At 70.1% G+C, this 18,686-nt stretch carries 12 protein-coding genes and 1 riboswitch; of the genes, 4 read left to right on the forward strand and 8 right to left on the reverse strand.

From position 1 onward, the window contains the following. Positions 1–97: 97 nt before the first annotated feature. Both ACLQ7T_RS05075 and ACLQ7T_RS05080 read right to left on the reverse strand, forming a co-directional pair. Positions 98–904, reverse strand: coding sequence for an SDR family NAD(P)-dependent oxidoreductase (locus ACLQ7T_RS05075; protein WP_420478435.1), 807 nt, complete (start codon positions 902–904; stop codon positions 98–100). A gap of 7 nt (positions 905–911) precedes the next feature. Further along, positions 912–1,382 (reverse strand): Rrf2 family transcriptional regulator, encoded by a 471-nt coding sequence (locus tag ACLQ7T_RS05080; RefSeq protein WP_420478436.1) that lies wholly within the window; start codon positions 1,380–1,382, stop codon positions 912–914. Between the two features lie 157 nt (positions 1,383–1,539). On the opposite strand from ACLQ7T_RS05080, the gene ACLQ7T_RS05085 reads away from it, so the two are divergent. Both ACLQ7T_RS05085 and ACLQ7T_RS05090 read left to right on the forward strand, forming a co-directional pair. Continuing rightward, positions 1,540–3,516 (forward strand): potassium transporter Kup, encoded by a 1,977-nt coding sequence (locus tag ACLQ7T_RS05085; protein ID WP_420478437.1) that lies wholly within the window; start codon positions 1,540–1,542, stop codon positions 3,514–3,516. A gap of 47 nt (positions 3,517–3,563) precedes the next feature. Then, positions 3,564–4,901 carry an RsmB/NOP family class I SAM-dependent RNA methyltransferase gene (locus ACLQ7T_RS05090; RefSeq protein WP_420478438.1) on the forward strand — a complete coding sequence of 446 codons (1,338 nt, stop codon included), beginning with the start codon at positions 3,564–3,566 and terminating at the stop codon, positions 4,899–4,901. Here ACLQ7T_RS05090 and ACLQ7T_RS05095 read toward each other — a convergent pair. The 5 genes from ACLQ7T_RS05095 to mutS form a co-directional block, all read right to left on the reverse strand. Next, positions 4,898–5,572, reverse strand: coding sequence for a GNAT family N-acetyltransferase (locus ACLQ7T_RS05095; protein ID WP_420478439.1), 675 nt, complete (start codon positions 5,570–5,572; stop codon positions 4,898–4,900). The two genes, ACLQ7T_RS05090 and ACLQ7T_RS05095, sit on opposite strands and share 4 nt — an antisense overlap. Positions 5,573–5,606: 34 nt before the next feature. After that, positions 5,607–6,644, reverse strand: coding sequence for a tryptophan--tRNA ligase (gene trpS / locus ACLQ7T_RS05100; protein WP_420478440.1), 1,038 nt, complete (start codon positions 6,642–6,644; stop codon positions 5,607–5,609). Between the two features lie 143 nt (positions 6,645–6,787). Beyond that, positions 6,788–8,383, reverse strand: a complete 1,596-nt coding sequence (gene murJ, locus ACLQ7T_RS05105) for a murein biosynthesis integral membrane protein MurJ (RefSeq protein ID WP_420478441.1) — start codon at positions 8,381–8,383, stop codon at positions 6,788–6,790. A gap of 30 nt (positions 8,384–8,413) precedes the next feature. Next, complete coding sequence (gene glnD, locus ACLQ7T_RS05110; RefSeq protein ID WP_420478442.1) at positions 8,414–11,092, reverse strand: [protein-PII] uridylyltransferase; 2,679 nt, start codon at positions 11,090–11,092, stop codon at positions 8,414–8,416. Further along, positions 11,089–13,800, reverse strand: a complete 2,712-nt coding sequence (mutS, locus tag ACLQ7T_RS05115; protein WP_420478443.1) for a DNA mismatch repair protein MutS — start codon at positions 13,798–13,800, stop codon at positions 11,089–11,091. The genes glnD and mutS overlap by 4 nt, the downstream gene beginning before the upstream one ends. A gap of 77 nt (positions 13,801–13,877) precedes the next feature. After that, positions 13,878–14,061: riboswitch (cobalamin riboswitch) on the forward strand. Between the two features lie 145 nt (positions 14,062–14,206). On the opposite strand from mutS, the gene ACLQ7T_RS05120 reads away from it, so the two are divergent. Next, positions 14,207–16,021, forward strand: a complete 1,815-nt coding sequence (locus ACLQ7T_RS05120) for a TonB-dependent receptor plug domain-containing protein (RefSeq protein WP_420478444.1) — start codon at positions 14,207–14,209, stop codon at positions 16,019–16,021. On the opposite strand, the gene ACLQ7T_RS05125 is transcribed toward ACLQ7T_RS05120, so the two are convergent. Next, positions 16,005–16,901, reverse strand: coding sequence for an aldo/keto reductase (locus ACLQ7T_RS05125; RefSeq protein WP_420478445.1), 897 nt, complete (start codon positions 16,899–16,901; stop codon positions 16,005–16,007). The genes ACLQ7T_RS05120 and ACLQ7T_RS05125 overlap by 17 nt on opposite strands. A 331-nt stretch (positions 16,902–17,232) precedes the next feature. On the opposite strand from ACLQ7T_RS05125, the gene ACLQ7T_RS05130 reads away from it, so the two are divergent. Continuing rightward, entirely contained in the window at positions 17,233–18,477 is a 1,245-nt protein-coding gene (locus tag ACLQ7T_RS05130) for an argininosuccinate synthase (protein WP_420478448.1), read from the forward strand. The last annotated feature ends 209 nt before the right edge of the window (positions 18,478–18,686 follow it).

Genomic DNA, 18,686 nt, shown 5'->3' on the forward strand with positions numbered 1-18,686 from the left:
GTTTGGAACAGCAAAAGGCTCGGTCTTCGGACCGGGCCTTTTTGTTTGGCGCCCAAAGGGTTCGGTCTTCGAGCCGGGCCCTTTTGCTTTCCGGCGCCTAGATCCGCTGCAGCCGCTTCGCGTGGCCGCCGACCATGTTCAGGGCGATGCGGTCGGGCAGGTGTTTGGCCAGACCGGCCAGCAGGTTGTTCATGATCCCCGGCGTGACCTGCGGCCGGTTGGCCTCGACGGCGTCATAGCCGACGCGGGCGACGTGCTCGGCGGTCTGCCACATCCAGGCGGGATAGGCGGACGAGACCTCCTCGCGGGTGCCGTTGACGTCGTGGAACTCGGTCAGGGTGTAGCCGGGGCACAGGGCGGTGACGTGCACCCCCGTATCCTTCAGCTCCAGATACAGCCCCTGCGAGGCCTTGATCAGGAAGCTCTTGATCGGGCCGTACAGGGTGTCGCCGCCGGTGGCGGGCATCCGCCCCGCCAGCGAGGCCACATTGATGATCCGGCCATAGCTGCGCGCAACCATGTGCGGCGCAAACAGACGGGCCAGTTCGACCGGCGCGCTGAGCATCACCCGGATCATGGCCGCATGATCGGCCGGATCGGTCTGCAGGAAGCCCTCGGTCCGGCTGAAGCCGGCATTGTTGATCAGGGCGTCAACCATCAGGCCGCGCTCGAGGATGGCGTCGTACAGGGCGCGCGGCGCGGCGGGGTCCGCCAGATCGGCGGTCAGCACGGTGACGGCGCAACCCATCCGGCGGAGCTCTTCAGCCAGCGCCTCAAGAGGCGCCTCGCGGCGGGCGGTCAGGATCAGGTCCCAGCCCTCGCCGGCGTAGACCCGCGCCAGGGCGGCGCCGATGCCCGCCGATGCGCCGGTGATCAGGGCTGTACGACGGTGTCCGGGGTTCACGCGCGGCTCAGGCGGCGACGGGGCAGGACTTGTGCAGGGCGAAGCCCGCCAGCGAGGCCGGATTTTCGGCCAGCAGGTCGGCGATGGTGATCTTGGACAGGGCCGCCGTCGCCGCCTCGTCGGCGGCGGTCAGGGCCTTGGCCACCTGACGGGGAATATGCTCGCTGATCGGGCAGCCGCGAGCGCCCGCCGGGGTCGAGCCGATGTGGGCGCAACCGTTGACGGCCTTCAGCACCTCATCGAGGCGGATGTCCTCCGGACGCCGCAGCAGCCACGCGCCGCCGGACGCGCCGGGGCGGGTCGCGATCAGTCCCGCCTTGGCCAGCAGGGCGGTCACACGACGCACCACGACGGGGTTGGTCGGCACCGAGGCAGCCAGGACCGCGCTCGGCGCGGCGTCGGCCGGCGAGTAGGCGCCCTTGTGAGCCAGATAGGCCAGGGAATGGGCGGCGACGGGGAATCGTTGGCTGTCGGACATGGGTGCTCTTTTCAACCCCAAGAATAAGCATTCCGGACGCGTTTCACAAACGCACGCAACCTTCGCACCTGCAGCACGATTGAAACCCCCGTTGAAAGGGCCTAAAGGCTCGCGGCTTTTGAAGGGGCCGCGCAGAGCGGAGCCCCGGAGGAACTTCATGGTCGGGGCCTCTCCCCAAGGTGAAGACGGCGCGAGCGCCGCCGGCGATCAGACCAACGGACAGACTCCATCCGCTCCCGGAGCGGACGGGCATGGCCATGGCCATGCCGTCGGACAGGCCGGAAAGTTCGGCCTGATCATCGGCGCCATCGGCGTGGTGTTCGGCGATATCGGCACCAGCCCGCTCTACGCGATGCGCGAGGCGCTGCATCACAGCCGCAGCGGCGGGGCCGAGGAACTGGCCGTGCTGGGCGTGGTGTCCCTGGTTTTCTGGGCGCTGATCCTGGTCGTCACGCTGAAGTATGTCGTCTTCCTGATGCGGGCGGACAACAAGGGCGAGGGCGGCACCCTGGCCCTGATGGCCCTGGCCCAGCGCGCGGTCGGACGACGTTCGGCGCTGATCTTCATTCTCGGCATCTGCGGCGCCGCCCTGTTCTACGGCGACGGCGTCATCACGCCCGCGGTTTCGGTCCTGTCGGCCGTCGAGGGCCTGAGGGACGCGCCGGGCCTGTCCGGTCGGCTGGACAGCCTGGTCGTGCCGATCGCCGCCGGCATCCTGATCGCCCTGTTCCTGATCCAGTCGCGCGGCACCGCCAGCGTGGCCCGTTTCTTCGGCCCGCTGACGGCGGTGTGGTTCCTGATCCTCGCCGCCCTCGGCCTGTGGCACATCTTCGACGATCTCTCGATCCTGCGCGCCCTGTCGCCGCACTACGGGGTGATGTTCCTGATCTCGAACGGCTTCCTGGGCTTCGTCATCCTCGGCAGCGTCTTCCTGGCCGTCACCGGCGCCGAGGCGCTCTATGCGGACATGGGGCATTTCGGAAAGTCGCCGATCCGTCAGGGCTGGCTCTGGTTCGTCCTGCCCTGCCTGACGCTGAACTATCTGGGTCAGGGCGCCTTCGTGCTGGACAACCGCGCGGCGGCCGAGAACCCGTTCTGGATGATGGTCCCGGAAATGGCCTACTGGCCGGTCCTGATCATGGCCACTGTGGCCACCGTCATCGCCTCCCAGGCAGTGATCACCGGCGCCTTCTCCGTGACCCAGCAGGCGGTCCAGCTGGGCCTGCTGCCGCGGATCCAGATCCTGAACACCTCCGAGAGCCAGGCCGGCCAGATCTTCGTCCCCTCGGTCAACATGCTGCTGATGGTGGGCGTGCTGGTGCTGCTGGTCACCTTCCAGACCTCCACGGCCCTGGCGGCGGCCTACGGCATCGCCGTGACCGGTTCGATGTTCGTCGACAGCCTGCTGGCGTGGTTCATCGTCCGCAAGCTGTGGAAATGGCGCCTGTCCCTGTCCCTGCTGGTGGTCAGCCCGCTGGTGGCGCTGGATCTGGTCTTCCTGACCTCGAACATGCTGAAAATCCCGCAGGGCGCCTGGTTCCCGCTGGTGATGGGCGGCGGCCTGCTGCTGCTTATGCTGACCTGGGTGCGCGGCACCCAGATCCTGTCGGCCAAGACCCGCAAGGACAGCCTGCCGCTGGTCGACCTGATCGAGATGCTGCGCGCGCGTCCGCCGCACCGCGCTCCGGGCACCGCCATCTTCCTGACCAGCGACCCGGACATCGCCCCGGTCGCCCTGATGCACAATCTCAAGCACAACAAGGTGCTGCACGAGAAGAACGTCATCCTGACGGTGCGCACCACCGACCGGCCCCGCGTCGATCCGGCCAATCGGGTCTCGATCGAGCCGATCTCGGACGACTTCAAGAAGCTGGTCATCTCCTACGGCTTCATGGAGCAGCCCAATGTGCCCAAGGCGCTGGGCGTGTGCCGCAAGCAGGGGCTGAAGTTCGACATCATGTCGACCAGCTTCTTCCTGGGCCGTCGCTCCGTCGTGCCGTCCGCCACCGAAGGCATGCCGCTGTGGCAGGACCGGCTGTTCATCTTCCTGATGCGCAACGCCGCCAATCCGACCGACTTCTTCCACATTCCGCCCGGCCGCGTGGTCGAGCTCGGCACCCAGGTGTCGGTTTGACCGCCCGCAACGGCGCGGGCCGCAACTCCGCCGCCCGGGGTCGCCGCATGGCCGAGAAAGCCCGCGGGCCGCGTCCGCCGCGGGCCGAGGCTCCGCGGGATGAAAGCGCCGACATCGGCGTCGAGGCGCGTGTGGCCGCCGGCGTGCTGCTGAACGCCGCGCTCGAGGGCCGGGGCGGCCTGGACTCGGCGCTGACCTTCCGCGAGGTCGCCGCCCTGCCGCCCGCCGATCGCGCCTTCGCCCGCGCCGTCGCCATGGCGGCCCTGCGTCGCCTGGGCGAGATCGACCAGATCCTGGATCGTCGCCTGAACAAGGCCCCGCCCCTGGCCGTCCGCACCATTCTGCGCATCGCCCTGGCCCAGACCCTGGTGCTGGAGACCCCGGCCTTCGCCGCCGTCTCCACCGCCGTGAAGCTGGCCGAACGGGACCCCAAGACCCGGCCGTACAAGAACCTGGTCAACGCCGTGCTGCGGGGCGTGGGCCGCGATGGCCCCGGGCTGACCACGGCCGAGAGCAACCTGCCCGACTGGATCGCCGCCCGCTGGAAGGCGACCTGGGGCGAGCCGGGGCTGATCGCCCTGGCCCTCGCCGCGCGCGAGGAGCCGCCGACCGACCTGAGCCTCAAGCCCGGAGCGGACGCCGCCGCGCTGGCCCTCGCCGTCGACGGCGAGGTGCTGCCGGGCGGGACCGTGCGCACCGGTCGCCGCGGCGACGTGGCGAGCTGGCCCGGTTTCGAGGACGGCTTCTGGTGGGTCCAGGACGCGGCCGCCGCGATTCCGGCCCGCCTGCTGGCCCCGAAGGCGGGCGAGTCCATCATTGACCTGTGCGCCGCGCCGGGCGGCAAGACGCTGCAGCTGGCCGCCTCGGGCGCCGGGGTGGTGGCGCTGGACCGGTCGGAGACCCGCCTCAAACGCCTGCACGCCAATCTGGCCCGCACCGGGCTGTCGGCCGAGGTCGTCGCCGTCCCGGCCGACGACTGGGAAGACGATCGGACCTTCGACGCCGTCCTGCTGGACGCGCCCTGCACCGCCACCGGCACCTTCCGCCGCAATCCGGAAGTCCTGCGCGCCACCAGGCCCGCCGACGTCGCCAAGCTGGCCGATGTGCAGCACCGCCTGCTGGACACCGCCGCCGAACGGGTGAAACCGGGCGGACGTCTGGTCTACTGCGTCTGCTCCATGGAGCGGGAAGAGGGCGAAACCCAGATCATCGCCTTCCTGCGCCGGAACCCGGCCTTCCGCACCGCCCCGGCCGTTCCGGCGGACCTCGGCGCCCCGGACGAGGCCCTGACCCCCGAAGGCTGGCTCCGCATCCTGCCGTCGATGTGGACGGAGAAGGGCGGGGTCGACGGTTTCTTCGTCGCCCGTCTGGACCGGGTGTCCTAGGCGACGTCCATCACGACGTAGCTGGGCGTGATCCGCGGCCGGAAGCCGAGCGCCTCATAGAAGGCGATGGTGGCCGTGTGGCCGATGCGGGCGTGCAGAAAGACCGCATCCCCCCGATCCAGGATGCTCTGCCCCACCGCCCGCATCAGGACGCCCGCATAGCCGTGACCGCGGTGGTCCGGGTGGGTGCAGACGCCGCTGATCTCGGTGAAGCCGTCGAGGGTGAGCCGTTCCCCCGCCATGGCCACCAGCGCGCCCTCGCGCCGGATGCCGATGAACGACCCCAGGCGGTGGGTCTTCGAGAAGAAGGGACCGGGCTGGGTCAGGGTCGCCAGCGCCAGCATCTCCGGTCCGTCGGCGTCGGCCAGGGCCTCGAACTCGACCGTCTTGCCGCCCGCCGAAAGGCGGGTCGCCACCATCTGGAGGCAGTCGATCCGGTCCACCTCGGCCAGACCCTCCGGCGCCGCGGCGTTCGCCTCGAACAGGGCCACGCGTCCGGTCGCGGCCGCCAGGGCGGCCCAGTCTTCCGGGCGCGCATCGGGTCCGGCGGCGGCGAAGGTGGCGTAGGCCGGATCAAACCGGACCACCCCGCCTTCACGGATCGCCAGAGGGGCCTGACGGCTGCGCAGGGCGTTCCAGACCGCACGGTCGAGAGGATGGTTCGACGACATGATCCTTCCCCGGGGTCGGCCGCGTCGGGCCGGCTCAGCCCCGCCAGAAGCCGATGATCGTCTTGACCTCATCGACCACCGGATCGGCGATCTCCGCGGCGCGCTCGGCCCCGTCCTTCAGAACCTTGTCGATCTCGCCGGTGTCGGCCATCAGGCGGCGCATCTCGGCGGTGACCGGGGCGAGGGAGGCCACGGCCAGCTCGGCCAGGGCGGGCTTGAAGGCGCCGAAGCCCTTGCCGCCCCATTCGGCCAGGACCTGCTCGCGGGTCTCGTCGGCCAGCGCGGCGTAGATGGTCACGAGGTTCTTCGCCTCGGCGCGGCCGTCCAGACCCTCGACCGTTTCCGGCAGGGCCTCGGGATCGGTCTTGGCCTTGCGGATCTTGGCGACGATGGTGTCGGCGTCATCGATCAGATTGATGCGCGAGGCGTCCGACGGATCGGACTTGGACATCTTGGCCGCCCCGTCCCGGAGGCTCATCACGCGCGGCGCCGGGCCCTGGGTCAGGGGTTCCGGCAGGGGGAAGAAGCCGGGGACGTTGAAGTCGTTGTTGAACTTGGCGGCGATGTCGCGGGTCAGCTCGAGGTGTTGCTTCTGGTCCTCGCCGGTCGGCACCTCGGTAGCCTTGTAGAGCAGGATGTCCGCGGCCTGCAGCACCGGATAGGTGTAGAGGCCGACCGAGGCCCGCTCCTTGTGCTTGCCGGTCTTTTCCTTGAACTGGGTCATCCGGTCGAGCCAGCCGAGGCGGGCGACGCAGTTGAACATCCACGCCAGCTCGGTATGCGCGCGCACCGCCGACTGCGGGAAGATCACCGATTTGGCCGGATCAAGGCCGGAGGCCAGATAGGCGGCGGCGATCTCGCGGGTCTGGGCGGTCAGCAGGGCGGGATCCTGCCAGACGGTGATGGCGTGCAGGTCGGCGACGAACAGGAAGCAGGGCGCGCCCGTGTCCTGCAGCTGGGTGAAGCGTTTCAGCGCGCCGAGATAGTTGCCCAGATGCAGGGCGCCGGAGGCCTGGATGCCGGACAGGATGCGGCGCGGGCCGGTGTATTGAGCCGGGACGGTATCGGTCATGGTCGGGTACTCGGGAGAAGTCTGGATCAGGCGCGCACGCGTGCGCGCGGCAGGGTGCTGGTGCGGGTCAGCGGCGCCATCGACGCCCGGCAGGAAGCGGTCCCGAAATCATCATGCCCTCGCGCTTATCGTCTCGCCGCCGGTCAGTCCAGACCGGAGGAGACCGACCCGCCCGGCTCGCGGCGGAGGACGGCCTTCAACTCGGACAGGCTGACCGCCCTGAAAGCCAGAAGACACGCGCCGTAAAGGGCAGCGCCCACGCCACAGACCACCAGAACCGCGACCTCCTTCGCCAGAAACACCCGGCTCAGGGCGTCGTAGCCGATCCCGGCCGCCAGAAGGGCGGCGGCCATGACGCCGCTGGCCAGCAGGACGCGGGAGAAACGGGAAACGAAGGCGGTCGACGCCCTCCAGGCCTTCTCACGCACCAGGGTTCCGCCCAGCAGGGCCACATTCAGCCAGGCGGACAGACTGGTCGCCACCGCCAGGCCGAGCACGCCGTCATGCCCCCCGGCCGACAGCCAGAAGAACAGCGCCGAGCCGACCACGAGGGTGAAGACCACCGCCGAAACAGCAAAGATCATCGGGCGGCGGGTGTCCTCGCGGGCGAAGAAGGGCGGCGTCAGGACCTTGGCCAGGACAAAGGCCGGCACGCCCCAGGCGAACTGGCGCAGCACGTCGGCTGTCCGGGCCGCATCGGCGCTCGTGAAGGCGCCGCGGGTCACGGTGGCGTCGATAATGAAGAAGGGGATGACGAACAGGGCCACCGCCGCCGGCAGGGTGAAGGCCATCGCCAGGTTGATGCCGTCGTCGAGCGTCTTGCGGCCGCCCTCCTCGTCTCCCTGAACGAAGGCGCGGGTGAGGCGCGGCACCAGGGCCAGGCCGATGGCGACGCCCACCAGCCCGAGCGGCAGCTGGTAGAGGCGGTCCGCGTTGTAGAGCACCGAGCGGGCGCCCTCGTCCGTTCCGGTCAGGACCTGGCTGACGACCGAGTTGATCTGCATCGCCCCGCCCGCGAGGGCACCAGGCACGGCCAGGGCCAGCGCCTTCTTCACATTGGGCGTCAGGCGCGGCAGGCCCAGCTTCAGGCGGACGCCGAGCCGGCGCACGCCCCACCACAGCAGCCCGGCCTGGATCACGCCAGACACAGTCACCGCCGTCGCCGCCGCGAGCAGGGTCGTTTCCTGCCCGATCGGCAGGACACTGGGGGCCATCAACGGGATGAGGGTGCAGATATTGAGGAAGACCGGAACACCGGCCGACAGGGCGAACCGTCCGCCGGTGTTGAGCACCCCCGACAGCAGGGAGGCGATGGTCATGCAGGCCAGATAGGGCATGGCCAGCTGGGTCGCGAGAACGGCCGCGCGCATCACCTCCGGATCATCGCGCCAGGCCGACAGCAACCAGGGCATGATCCAGGGCATCAGGACCTGCAGCAGGATGCAGAAGCCGGCGACCACGGCGAACATGAAGCTCAGGGCCTCGGACGCCGTCACAGCGGCCGCCGCATCGCCGTCCCGCGCCTTCACCCCGCCGTAGACGGGGACGAAGGCCTGGGCGAACGCCCCCTCGGCGAACAACCGCCGGAACAGATTGGGCAGCATCAGGCAGGTCGCCCAGACATCCATCATGGGGCCCTGACCGAACCGCGCCGACAGGGCCAGGTCGCGGGCAAACCCCAGAACACGGCTCCCCAGGGTCAGGGTCGCTTGCACCAGGGTGTTTCGGGCGAGGCTCATGGGGAACTCTGAAGGGCCGGAAGAGACGCCTTAGCGCGCTTCAGGCCGGGGCGATACGGGCCGTTTGCGGCCGAACTCGGAGACGTCGCGGAGGCTGGCGCGGACCGGAGCCGAAACCGGTCGCACGGTCGAATCGCGGCGGTCGAGCACCGCCTCCAGCGCCTGCCGGAGCGCGTCGAGCGCCGGTCCGGCCTTCGGCCGCAGGCCCCTGTCGTCCGTGACATAGAAGCTGTCCACCGCCCGCTCGCCGAAACCGGCGATATGCGCCGACCGGATGGACAGGCCGTGATCGGCCAGCACCCGCGACAACTCCGCCAGCAGCCCCGGGCGATCCGCGCCCGACAGTTCGATCACGGCGGCGTCCGGGCTCTCGTCGAGATCGATCAGCACCACCGGCCGCACATCGAAAGCCGCGCGGCGGGGGCTGGGGGAGGGCTCGGGCGGCGCGCCGACGCGCTTGCCCCGCGCCGCCGCCTCCAATGCCGTCACCAGACGGGTCAGGCGACGCGGCTCGGCCTGGCCGTACGGCGCCCCGGAACCGTCCTGCAGCTCGAACACATCCAGGGCCGTCCCGTCAGCCGCCGTCGCCACCCGGGCCCCGACCACGTCCGCGCCCCGCGCCGACAGCGCCGCCGCGAGATCGGCGAACAGGCCCGGGCGGTCCGCGGCGGCGACCGCGATGCGGGCGGCGGCGACCGGCTCATTGCCCTCGTCGTCGGCTCGATCCGTCACGAGACTGGCGGCGGCGCCGGATCGCGCGGCGCGGGCGACCAGCTCGGGATAATCCGCCAGTGGATCGGCCCGGGTCACGTCCTCGCCCCGGAAGACCGCCTCGGTGCGCTGGTAGAGATCGCGCATCAGCTGGCCCTTCCAGCCGTTCCAGACCCCCGGTCCGACCGCCCGGATGTCGGCGACCGTGAGCACCAGCAGGGTGCGGAGCCGCTCCGGATCCCCGACCAGCCGGGCGAAGGCCCGCACCGTGGCCGGATCCGAAACATCCCGCTTCTGGGCGTAGTCGGACAGGACCAGGTGATTGCGGACCAGCCAGACCACGAACTCTGTCCGGCGGGGATCGATGCCCAGGCGGTCACAGGCCCGGCGCGCGGCGATGGCCCCATCCTCGAGCTGACCCCGGTCGCCGCCCTTGCCGACGTCATGCAGGAGCATGGCCAGCATCAGGGCCTCGAAATCGTCGATCCGGTGCACGATCTCGGTCGCCGTCGGATGTTCGGCCCCCAGCTTGCCGCGCCAGATGTCGTTGATGATGCCGATGGCCTGCAGGGTGTGCTCGTCCACCGTGAAGGCATGGTACATGTTGAACTGGGTCTGGCCGATGATCCGGCCCCATTCGGGCAGGAACCGGCCGAAAAGCCCGGTCTCGTTCATCAGGGTCAGGACGCGATAGGGGCGCTGCCCCGTCAGGATGTCGAGAAAGGCCCGCGTCGCGTCCGGATCGCGACGCAGCGAGGGCGTGACGAGGGACAGGGACCGCGTCACCGCCGAAAAGGCGTCCGGGTGCAGGTCCAGATCATGCTCGTCCGCGATCCGGAACAGGGTCAGCAGCTTCGCCGGGTCCGCAGCGAACACCTCCAGCCCGGTCACCGAAAGGCGGCCGGCCACCTCCACAAACCCCTCGACGCCGAGGTTCCGCCGTCGGCCCGGGATCAGGCGGGACAAACTCATGGTCCGCTTCTGATGTCGCGCCTCAAGCTTGGCCGAGAGGGCGCGGGTCAGGGCGCCGACATCACGGGCGACCAGGAAATACCGGCGCATGAACCGTTCGACGGCCGGTTCATCGCCACGTCCCTGCCACCCCATCCGGCGCGCCACCTCCGGCTGGAGATCGAAGGTCAGCTTTTCCTCGGCCCGCCCCTTGATCAGATGCAGATGCGCCCGCGTCCGCCACAGGAAGTCAAAGGACTCCTCGAATGTCCGCCGTTCACGCGATGTCAGAAGGTCGTCCATCACCCGCGCGCCCAGGGGACTGTCGGGCGCCAGGGAGCGGGCGATCCAGAACAGCGTGTTGAGGTCCCGCAGCCCCCCCTTGCCGTCCTTGACGTTCGGTTCGACCCGGTAGCGCACCGCCCCGGTTTTCTGGTGCCGGAGGTCGCGTTCCTCCAGCTTGGCGGCGATGAAGGGACGGGGATCCGCCTTCAGGACGAAGGCCCGGAACCGGGTGATGAAATCATCGGCGAGCATCCCGTCCCCCGCCAGCGGCCGCGCCTCCAGAAGGGCCGTCCGCACCGTCATGTCGGTCTTCGCCAGGGCCAGGGACTCATCCACCGAGCGGGCCGCCTGTCCGACCTTCACCCCGAGATCCCAGAGCACATAGAGCATGAATTCGATGACCTGCTCCGAACGCGGGATCGACTTCCACGGGCGCAGGAACAGGAGGTCCAGATCCGAGAAAGGCGCCAGCACGCCGCGGCCGTAGCCCCCGACGGCGATCAGGCTGAGACGCTCGGCTTCGGTCGGGTTGGGGGCCGGGTACAGGACCTCCGTCGTGAACCGCCAGAGGGCGGTCAGCATGTCGTCCGCCGCGTCGGAATAGAGCCGGGCCACCTCGACGCCGTCGCCGCCGGCCTCCAGTCGACGCGCCGCCTTCGCCCGTCCCGCTTCCCAGGCGTCGCGGAGGATCGCCGCCACGGCCCGGCGGACGTCCGGCGTCCCGGCGACCTCCGACAGTCGTGCGTCCAGGCCCTCGCTCAACGGCCCGCCGCGCCCTTCGAAAGCCCCTTCAGACGATAAAGGGCCTCCAGCGCTTCCCGCGGGCTGAGCTCGTCCGGTTCGATCCCCATCAGGGCGTCCTCGACCACCGAGGCGCGCACGGGTTCGGCGACGACCGGTTCCTGGACCGCGAACAGCGGCAGATCGGTCAGATTGGCGCCGGCGGTCTTTTCACCTTCCAGCCGGTCCAGAACCTCCCGGGCGCGCGCGACCACCGGGCCCGGCACGCCGGCCAGCTTCGCCACCTGAACGCCATAGGAGCGGTCGGCGGCCCCCGGCGCGGCCTCGTGCAGGAAGACCAGTTCGCCGTTCCACTCCTTCGCCCGCATCGACAGATTGCAGACGTGGGCGAGCCGCGTCTCCAGGGCCGCCAGTTCGTGATAGTGGGTCGCGAACAGGGTGCGGGCGCGGTTGCGTTCGTGCAGGGCCTCGGCCGTGGCCCAGGCGATGGCCAGGCCGTCATAGGTGGCCGTCCCCCGGCCGATCTCGTCCAGGACCACGAACGAGCGATCGGTGGCCTGGGTCAGGATCGCCGCCGTCTCGACCATCTCCATCATGAAGGTGGAACGCCCGCGGGCCAGATCGTCTCCCGCGCCGACGCGGGAAAACAGCCGGTCGACCACGCCCAGCCGCATGGCCCGGGCCGGGACGAAGGCGCCCGCCTGGGCCAGCACCACCAGCAGGGCGTTCTGGCGCAGGAAGGTCGACTTGCCGGCCATGTTCGGGCCGGTGACGATGGACAGGCGCGAGGCCCCGCCGCCCGATCCGTCCAGACGACAGTCGTTGGGCGTATAGGGGTCGCCCGCCGCCTTCACCGCCGCCTCGACCACCGGGTGACGGCCGCCCGACACGTCGAAGCTCAGGCTGTCGTCGACCGAGGGGCGCACCGCCCCGACCTCTTCCGCCCACTCCGCCAGCGCCGCGTGGGCGTCCAGCTCGGCCAGCGCCTCGGCCACGGCCTGAAGCGGCTGCGACAGGGTCTGGACCGTGCGGCGCCAGATCTCGAAAGTCTCGCCCTCGATGGCCAGGGCGCGATGGCCCGCCTGACTGATCTTCGCGTCCAGCTCCGACAGTTCGACCGTCGTGAAACGAACCTGATTCGCCAGGGTCTGGCGATGGATGAAGGGGCTCTCTTCCGAGGGACGCAGCAGGGGCTCGGCGGCCTTGGCGCTGGTCTCGAGGAAATAGCCCAGCACGGCGTTGTGCTTGATCTTGAAGGCCACCCCGGACTCGGCGACCGCGCGGGCCTCCAGATCGGCGACCACCCGGCGGCTGTCATCGCGCAGGCGGCGCGCCTCATCGAGTTCGGGCCGGAAGTCCGGGTTCACGAAGCCGCCGTCGCGCGCCAGATGCGGCGGCTCCGCCGTCAGCCCGGCGGCCAGATCGGCCAGAAGCCGGCCGAGGTCCGGCGACAGGGTCATGCGGTCGATACAGGCCGCGATGTGCGGCGGGGGTCCGGTCAGCGGATCGGCGACCGGCGGGAACAGGCCGGCGATCCCGCCGGCAATGGACAGGCCGTTGCGGATGGCGGCCAGATCACGCGGCCCGCCCCGGCCCAGCACCAGTCGGGACACGGCCCGCGCCACATCCGACGAGGCCTTCAGCCCGTCGCGCAGATCGCGGCGCAGATCGCGCCGCTCCAGCAGCCATTCGACCGCATCGAGTCCATGATTGATGGCGACCGGGTCGCGCAGCGGACGGGCGATCCGTTCGGCCAGGGCCCGCGCCCCGCCCGAGGTCACCGTCCGGTCGATACAGGCCAGCAGTGAGCCCTCACGCTCTCCGCGCTGGGTGCGGTCGATCTCGAGGCTCAGACGGGTCGCCGGGTCGATGGCCAGAAAGCCGCTGTCGCCCGAACGGCGGGGCGGGGTCAGGGCCGGAATTTTGCCGGCCTGGGTCGTTTCCAGATAGGCGGCGATCAGGCCCAGGGCCGACACCTCGCCTTCCTCGAAGGCGCCGAAGCCGTCCAGCGAGGCGACGCCGTAGAGCCGCTCGACCCGCACCCTGGCCCCGACCGGCTCGGCCAGCGCCTGCGGCAGGGCCTGGACCACGCCGCCGGATCCGTTGAGAGCGTCCCTGGTCGTCTCGTCAGAAAAGAGCCGATCCGGGACCAGCACCTCGGACGGACGGAAGGAGGCGAGGGTCGCGCCGAGGTCCTCCAGCGAACAGGCGACGACGTCGACCGCCCCCGCCGACAGTTCTACCACAGCCACGGCGGCGCGGCCCTTGCGCACCGCCACGGCCGCCAGCCGGTTGGCGCCGCGCGCATCCAGCAGGCTGTCCTCGGTCAGGGTGCCAGGCGTGACCACCCGAACGACGCCACGCTGCACCACAGCCTTGGAGCCGCGCTTCTTGGCCTCGGCCGGGTCTTCCAGCTGTTCGCAGATGGCGGCCTTGAACCCCTGCCGGATCAGCCGGGCCAGATAACCGTCGAGGGCATGCACCGGCACGCCCGCCATCGGGATGTCCTCGCCCTGGTGCTTGCCCCGCTTGGTCAGGGTGATGCCCAGGGCGGCGGCGGCGATCTCGGCGTCCCTGAAGAACAGCTCGTAGAAGTCGCCCATGCGGAAGAAGAGGATGGCGTCCGGCTGCCCGGCCTTGGCCGTCAGATACTGCGCCATGAACGGCGTCGCGCCCTCCACGGACGGGACGGCGTCGGCTTGCGGCGGGTGAGCGAGGGGAGCGTTCATGCGTGGCGTCAGGGTGACGGATTGAAGCCGCCGCCTCAAGCGCGATCCGTGCGTCTTGCACAGCCACTTCCACCCTGCGATACGCGGCCCCGGCGGTTAAGGGAACGCGGTCAGACACCGCGGCTGTGCCCGCAACTGTAGGCGGCGAGAGCGTCGTCCGTCCGGGGTTCGCCCCGGCGCCACTGGTCCCCGGACCGGGAAGGCGAGGGCTTCGTTTGACGACCCGCAAGCCAGGAGACCTGGCCGCCGACGTCGCTCGCTGCTGTCCGGGACCAGACAGAGGCGCGGGGACTTCCGTCGTAGCGACCCGATCTTGCGCCGTCCGGACCGTCAGGCCCGGCGGATCGGCTCGCTCACGTCCGGCCCCACGCGCGCACTCGCGGGGCCGAAAAGGAGTCATCGCGCCATGAAGCGCTCCATCCTTCTCTCCACGGCGGCCCTCGCCGCCGCCCTCGCCTCGCCCGCCTTCGCCCAGTCGGCGGATGAGCTTCCCGAAGTCGTGGTCACCGCGACCCGCATCCCGGCCATCGTCGCCGAAACGCCCGGCGCCCGGGCGATCGACGCCGCCGTCATCGAACAGCGCGGCGCGGTCTTCGCCGCCGACATCCTGGCCGACGTCCCCGGCCTGTCGGTGACCCGGTCGGGCGCCTTCGGGGGCGTGGCCCAGGTTCGCATGCGCGGCGCCACGCCGGGCAAGACCCTGGTTCTGGTCGACGGCGCGCCGGTCAATGACGCGGCCGAGCCGAACGGCGCCTATGACTTCTCGGGGTTTGACCTGGGCGACGTCGAACGCGTCGAGGTCCTGTCGGGGCCGCAGTCCTCGCTGTGGGGCTCGGACGCCATCGGCGGCGTGATCGCCTTCACCACCCGCGAGATCGACGGCATTCGCGCCGAGGCCGAGGCCGGGAGCTTCGACACCGCGCGCGGCCGCATCGCGGTCGGCGCGGCCAACGACACCTGGGCCCTGGGCGGCTATGTCTCGCGCTTCACCACCGACGGCATCTCGGTGGCGGACGAGGCCGACGGCAATCCGGAGGCCGACGGCTTTGACAACACCACCGTGGGTCTGCGCGGTCGCTACGCCGTTTCTCCGGCGGTGACGCTGGACGCCTCGGCCCGCTGGTCGAGGAGCGAGGCCGATCTCGATAACGGCTTCCCCATCGCCGACAACGCCGACCGGTCGGAATCCGAGCAGTGGTCGGGCGTCGTGCGCGCCACCGTCGAGGCCCTGGGCCTGACACACCAGTTCAGCGTTTCGGGCTCGGACATCGAGCGCGAGACCTTCAGCGCCTTCGGCGGCGTCTTCGAAGCCAACCGTCAGGCCTGGCGTTGGCAGGCCAACGGCGAGACCGGCGCGGCCACCTACGCCTTCGGCCTGGAGCGCGAGGAGAGCGAGGGCAGCCTGTCGACCGGCGCCGACGTCAGCCTCGGGAACAACGCAGCCTTCGCCACCGGCCGCTATCAGGTCACGGACGCCCTGAGCGTTACCGGCGGCCTGCGTTTCGACGACACCGACTTCGGCTCCAGGACCACGGGCCGTGTCTCGGCGGCCTGGGACTTCGGACCGGGCTTCACCCTGTCAGGCGCCTACGGGACCGGCTTCAAGGCGCCGTCGGTCAGTCAGGCGGCCTGCGACTACTGCTTCGCCGCCGTCCCCTTCCCGACCCTGCGTCCGGAAAAGGCCGAAGGTCTGGAAGCCGCCATCGGCTGGCGTTCGGCCGATGGCCGCATCGAGGGGCGGGCGACGGTCTATCGCCTGAAGGTCGAGGACCAGATCAGCTTCTTCTTCGATACGGCCACCTTCGACAGCTACTACGTCAACATCGCCGAGACGGCGACGGACGGGGTCGAGCTGGAAGGTCGGGCGGCGCTGGTCAACGGCTTCGATCTGAGCCTCGCCTACGCCTGGACCGACGCGAAGGACGAGACCACCGGCGCCCGTCTGCTCCGCGTGCCGGAACACGCCGGTTCGGTCACCCTGGGCTGGACGGGCGACCGCCTGTCCGGCGCCCTGACCGTTCGGGCGGAAGGGGACCAGGATGACAGCGGCGGGGTCCGCGAGGGCTTCGTCACGGCCAATGTCACCTCGGCCTACGCGCTGACAGATCACGTCACCCTGACCGCGCGGGTCGAGAACCTGGCGGATGAGCATTACCAGCAGGTGCTGGGCTACGGCGAGCCGGGCCGTTCCGGCTATGTCGGGATCAGGCTGCGCTACTGATCCGGGCGCGAGGCCCGGCCGCGACAGCGGCCGGGTGCTCGAGCTGGAGCGTCTGCCAGTCGAGGGCCGGGGCCGGGGCGTGGGCCGCGGCCAGAACCGCGCGCACCTCTGCCGCCGAGGCCACGCTGGCGACGACGGCGGAGGCCTGCGGCAGGCCGAGCGTATAGGCGAGGGTCGCCTGCATCGGATCGACGCGGGCCTCGGCCAGCCGGCGACGGATGCGCGACAGCTGCGGCGCATGATGCGCCATCTCGGCGGGCAGGGCGTCGCCGCTCATGAACATCACGCCGCCCGCGAACACGGACGACAGATGAATGTCGACGCCAAGGTCGGCGATCTCGTCCATCGCCCCGGACCGATGCACCCGCTGGTCCAGCAGGTTGCAGGGCAGCTGGACCACATCCGGCTGGAAGCGGCGGGCCAGCAGGGCCGGGCCGTCATCGACCGTCGCGCAGAAGCCGATCCTGCGGAACAGGCCCCGGTCCTTCAGCGCCTGCATCCGGTCCCAGAGGGCGCGCCCCTCGGACCCGACCAGATCAGACGCCCGGGACGCCAGAAGGGTGTCGCCGCGTGGCAGCCCCATCCGCTCCAGCGAGCGCCGGGCACGGGCCTCGACGCGGTCGACCCCCTCCTCGATCGAGACGGTGCGAACGGTCACCCGGAAGGGCGAGGGGAAGGGCCAGGCCTGGCCCAGAAGCCGCTCGCCATCGCCGTCCGGCTTGGTGGCGACCAGGCTGACGCCCGCATCGGCCGCGGTCTGGAGCAGGAAACGCAGGGCCTCCTCGCGCGCGCCGGCGGGCGCGGGCGTGGCGCGTTCGGGCTGGTGCACGACGGCGAGGGCCAGCTTTTCGACCGGAGACGGGGCGCGGTTGGGGATCACGACCCTACCTTGCAGGCGAATGCTTAAGGCCCCCCTTCCGAGACATTGACCGAATCTTACCCGGCGAACAGTGATTGTCTGATATTTCCTTTTTCTGTCAGATTCTTAGTCCGACTTCGGCCGGGCTTTCCCCGCGCCGGAAAAGAGACGTGATCCACAGAAGATTTCAGCGCCCCTTCGTCCTGCGGCCGGACGGTCCGACCCCGGAACGTCCCGGAAATCGAATAACAGGCCCGTCGCCCCATTCCGGCCCTTGCATCCCGGGGCGTCTGGCCTTTTAAGCGCGCGAAATAAAGGAACGCCTCCCCGCGTTCGTCGAAGGATCATGCCCATGTCGTCCGACGCCTCGAAGAAGCCCGTCAAGAAGGTCGTGCTCGCCTACTCCGGCGGCCTGGACACCTCGATCATCCTGAAGTGGCTGCAGACCGAATATAACGCCGAGGTCGTTACCTTCACGGCCGACCTGGGCCAGGGCGAGGAGCTCGGGCCGGCGCGCGAGAAGGCGCTGAAGCTGGGCATCAAGCCCGAGAACATCTTCATCGACGACCTGCGCGAGGAGTTCGTGCGCGACTTCGTCTTCCCGATGTTCCGCGCCAACGCCCTGTACGAGGGCCAGTACCTGCTCGGCACCTCGATCGCCCGGCCGCTGATCGCCAAGCGCCAGATCGAGATCGCCAAACAGGTCGGCGCGGACGCCGTCTGTCACGGCGCCACCGGCAAGGGCAATGATCAGGTCCGCTTCGAGCTGGGCTACTACGGCCTCGACCCGGACATCCACGTCATCGCCCCCTGGCGCGAGTGGGAGTTCCGCAGCCGCGAGGCCCTGCTGGACTTCGCCGAGAAGCACCAGATCCCGATCGCCAAGGACAAGCGCGGCGAGGCCCCGTTCTCGGTCGACGCCAACCTTCTGCACTCCTCGTCCGAGGGCAAGGTGCTGGAAGACCCGGCGGTCGAGGCCCCCGAGTTCGTGCACCAGCGCACCCTCTCGCCGGAAGACGCGCCGGACGTGGCGACCGTCATCGAAATCGGTTTCGAGAAGGGTGACGCCGTCTCGATCAACGGCGAGGCCATGAGCCCGGCCACGATCCTGACCGCGCTGAACCAGTACGGCCACGACAACGGCATCGGCCGTCTGGACCTGGTCGAGAACCGCTTCATCGGCATGAAGTCGCGCGGCGTCTACGAGACCCCGGGCGGGACCATCCTGCTGGCGGCCCACCGCGGCATCGAGTCGATCACCCTCGACCGCGGCGCCATGCACCTGAAGGATGAGCTGGCCGTCAAATACGCCCACCTGATCTACAACGGCTTCTGGTTCTCGCCCGAACGCGAGATGCTGCAGGCCGCCATCGACAAGTCGCAGGAAAAGGTCTCCGGCACGGTCCGGGTCAAGCTCTACAAGGGCAACGCCACGGTCATCGGTCGCGAGAGCAGCCAGAGCCTGTACGACCAGGACCTCGTCACCTTCGAAGAGGGCGTCCAGGCCTACGACCACCACGACGCCGAGGGCTTCATCAAGCTGAACGCCCTTCGCCTGCGCGTGCTGGGCAAGCGCGACGCCCGCAACAAGGGCTGAAGCTGAGCCGCGAAAGCGGCTCGCGCGGGATGCGGAAATAGGCCACGGTGGCGTTCTGGCCGCCGTGGCCTTTTCTCTGGATCGGAACACCGATGCCCCTGCGCCGCCTTCTTGTCGCTTCGGCGACCCTCGCCCTCGCCGGACCGGCCTTCGCCCAGGACGCCCCGACCGCGCCCCCCGCCCCGCCGGCCCCGGCCGAGGCGCCCGCC

It is taken from the genome of Brevundimonas sediminis (genome assembly GCF_048799765.1).
In the GTDB taxonomy this organism is placed as follows: domain Bacteria; phylum Pseudomonadota; class Alphaproteobacteria; order Caulobacterales; family Caulobacteraceae; genus Brevundimonas.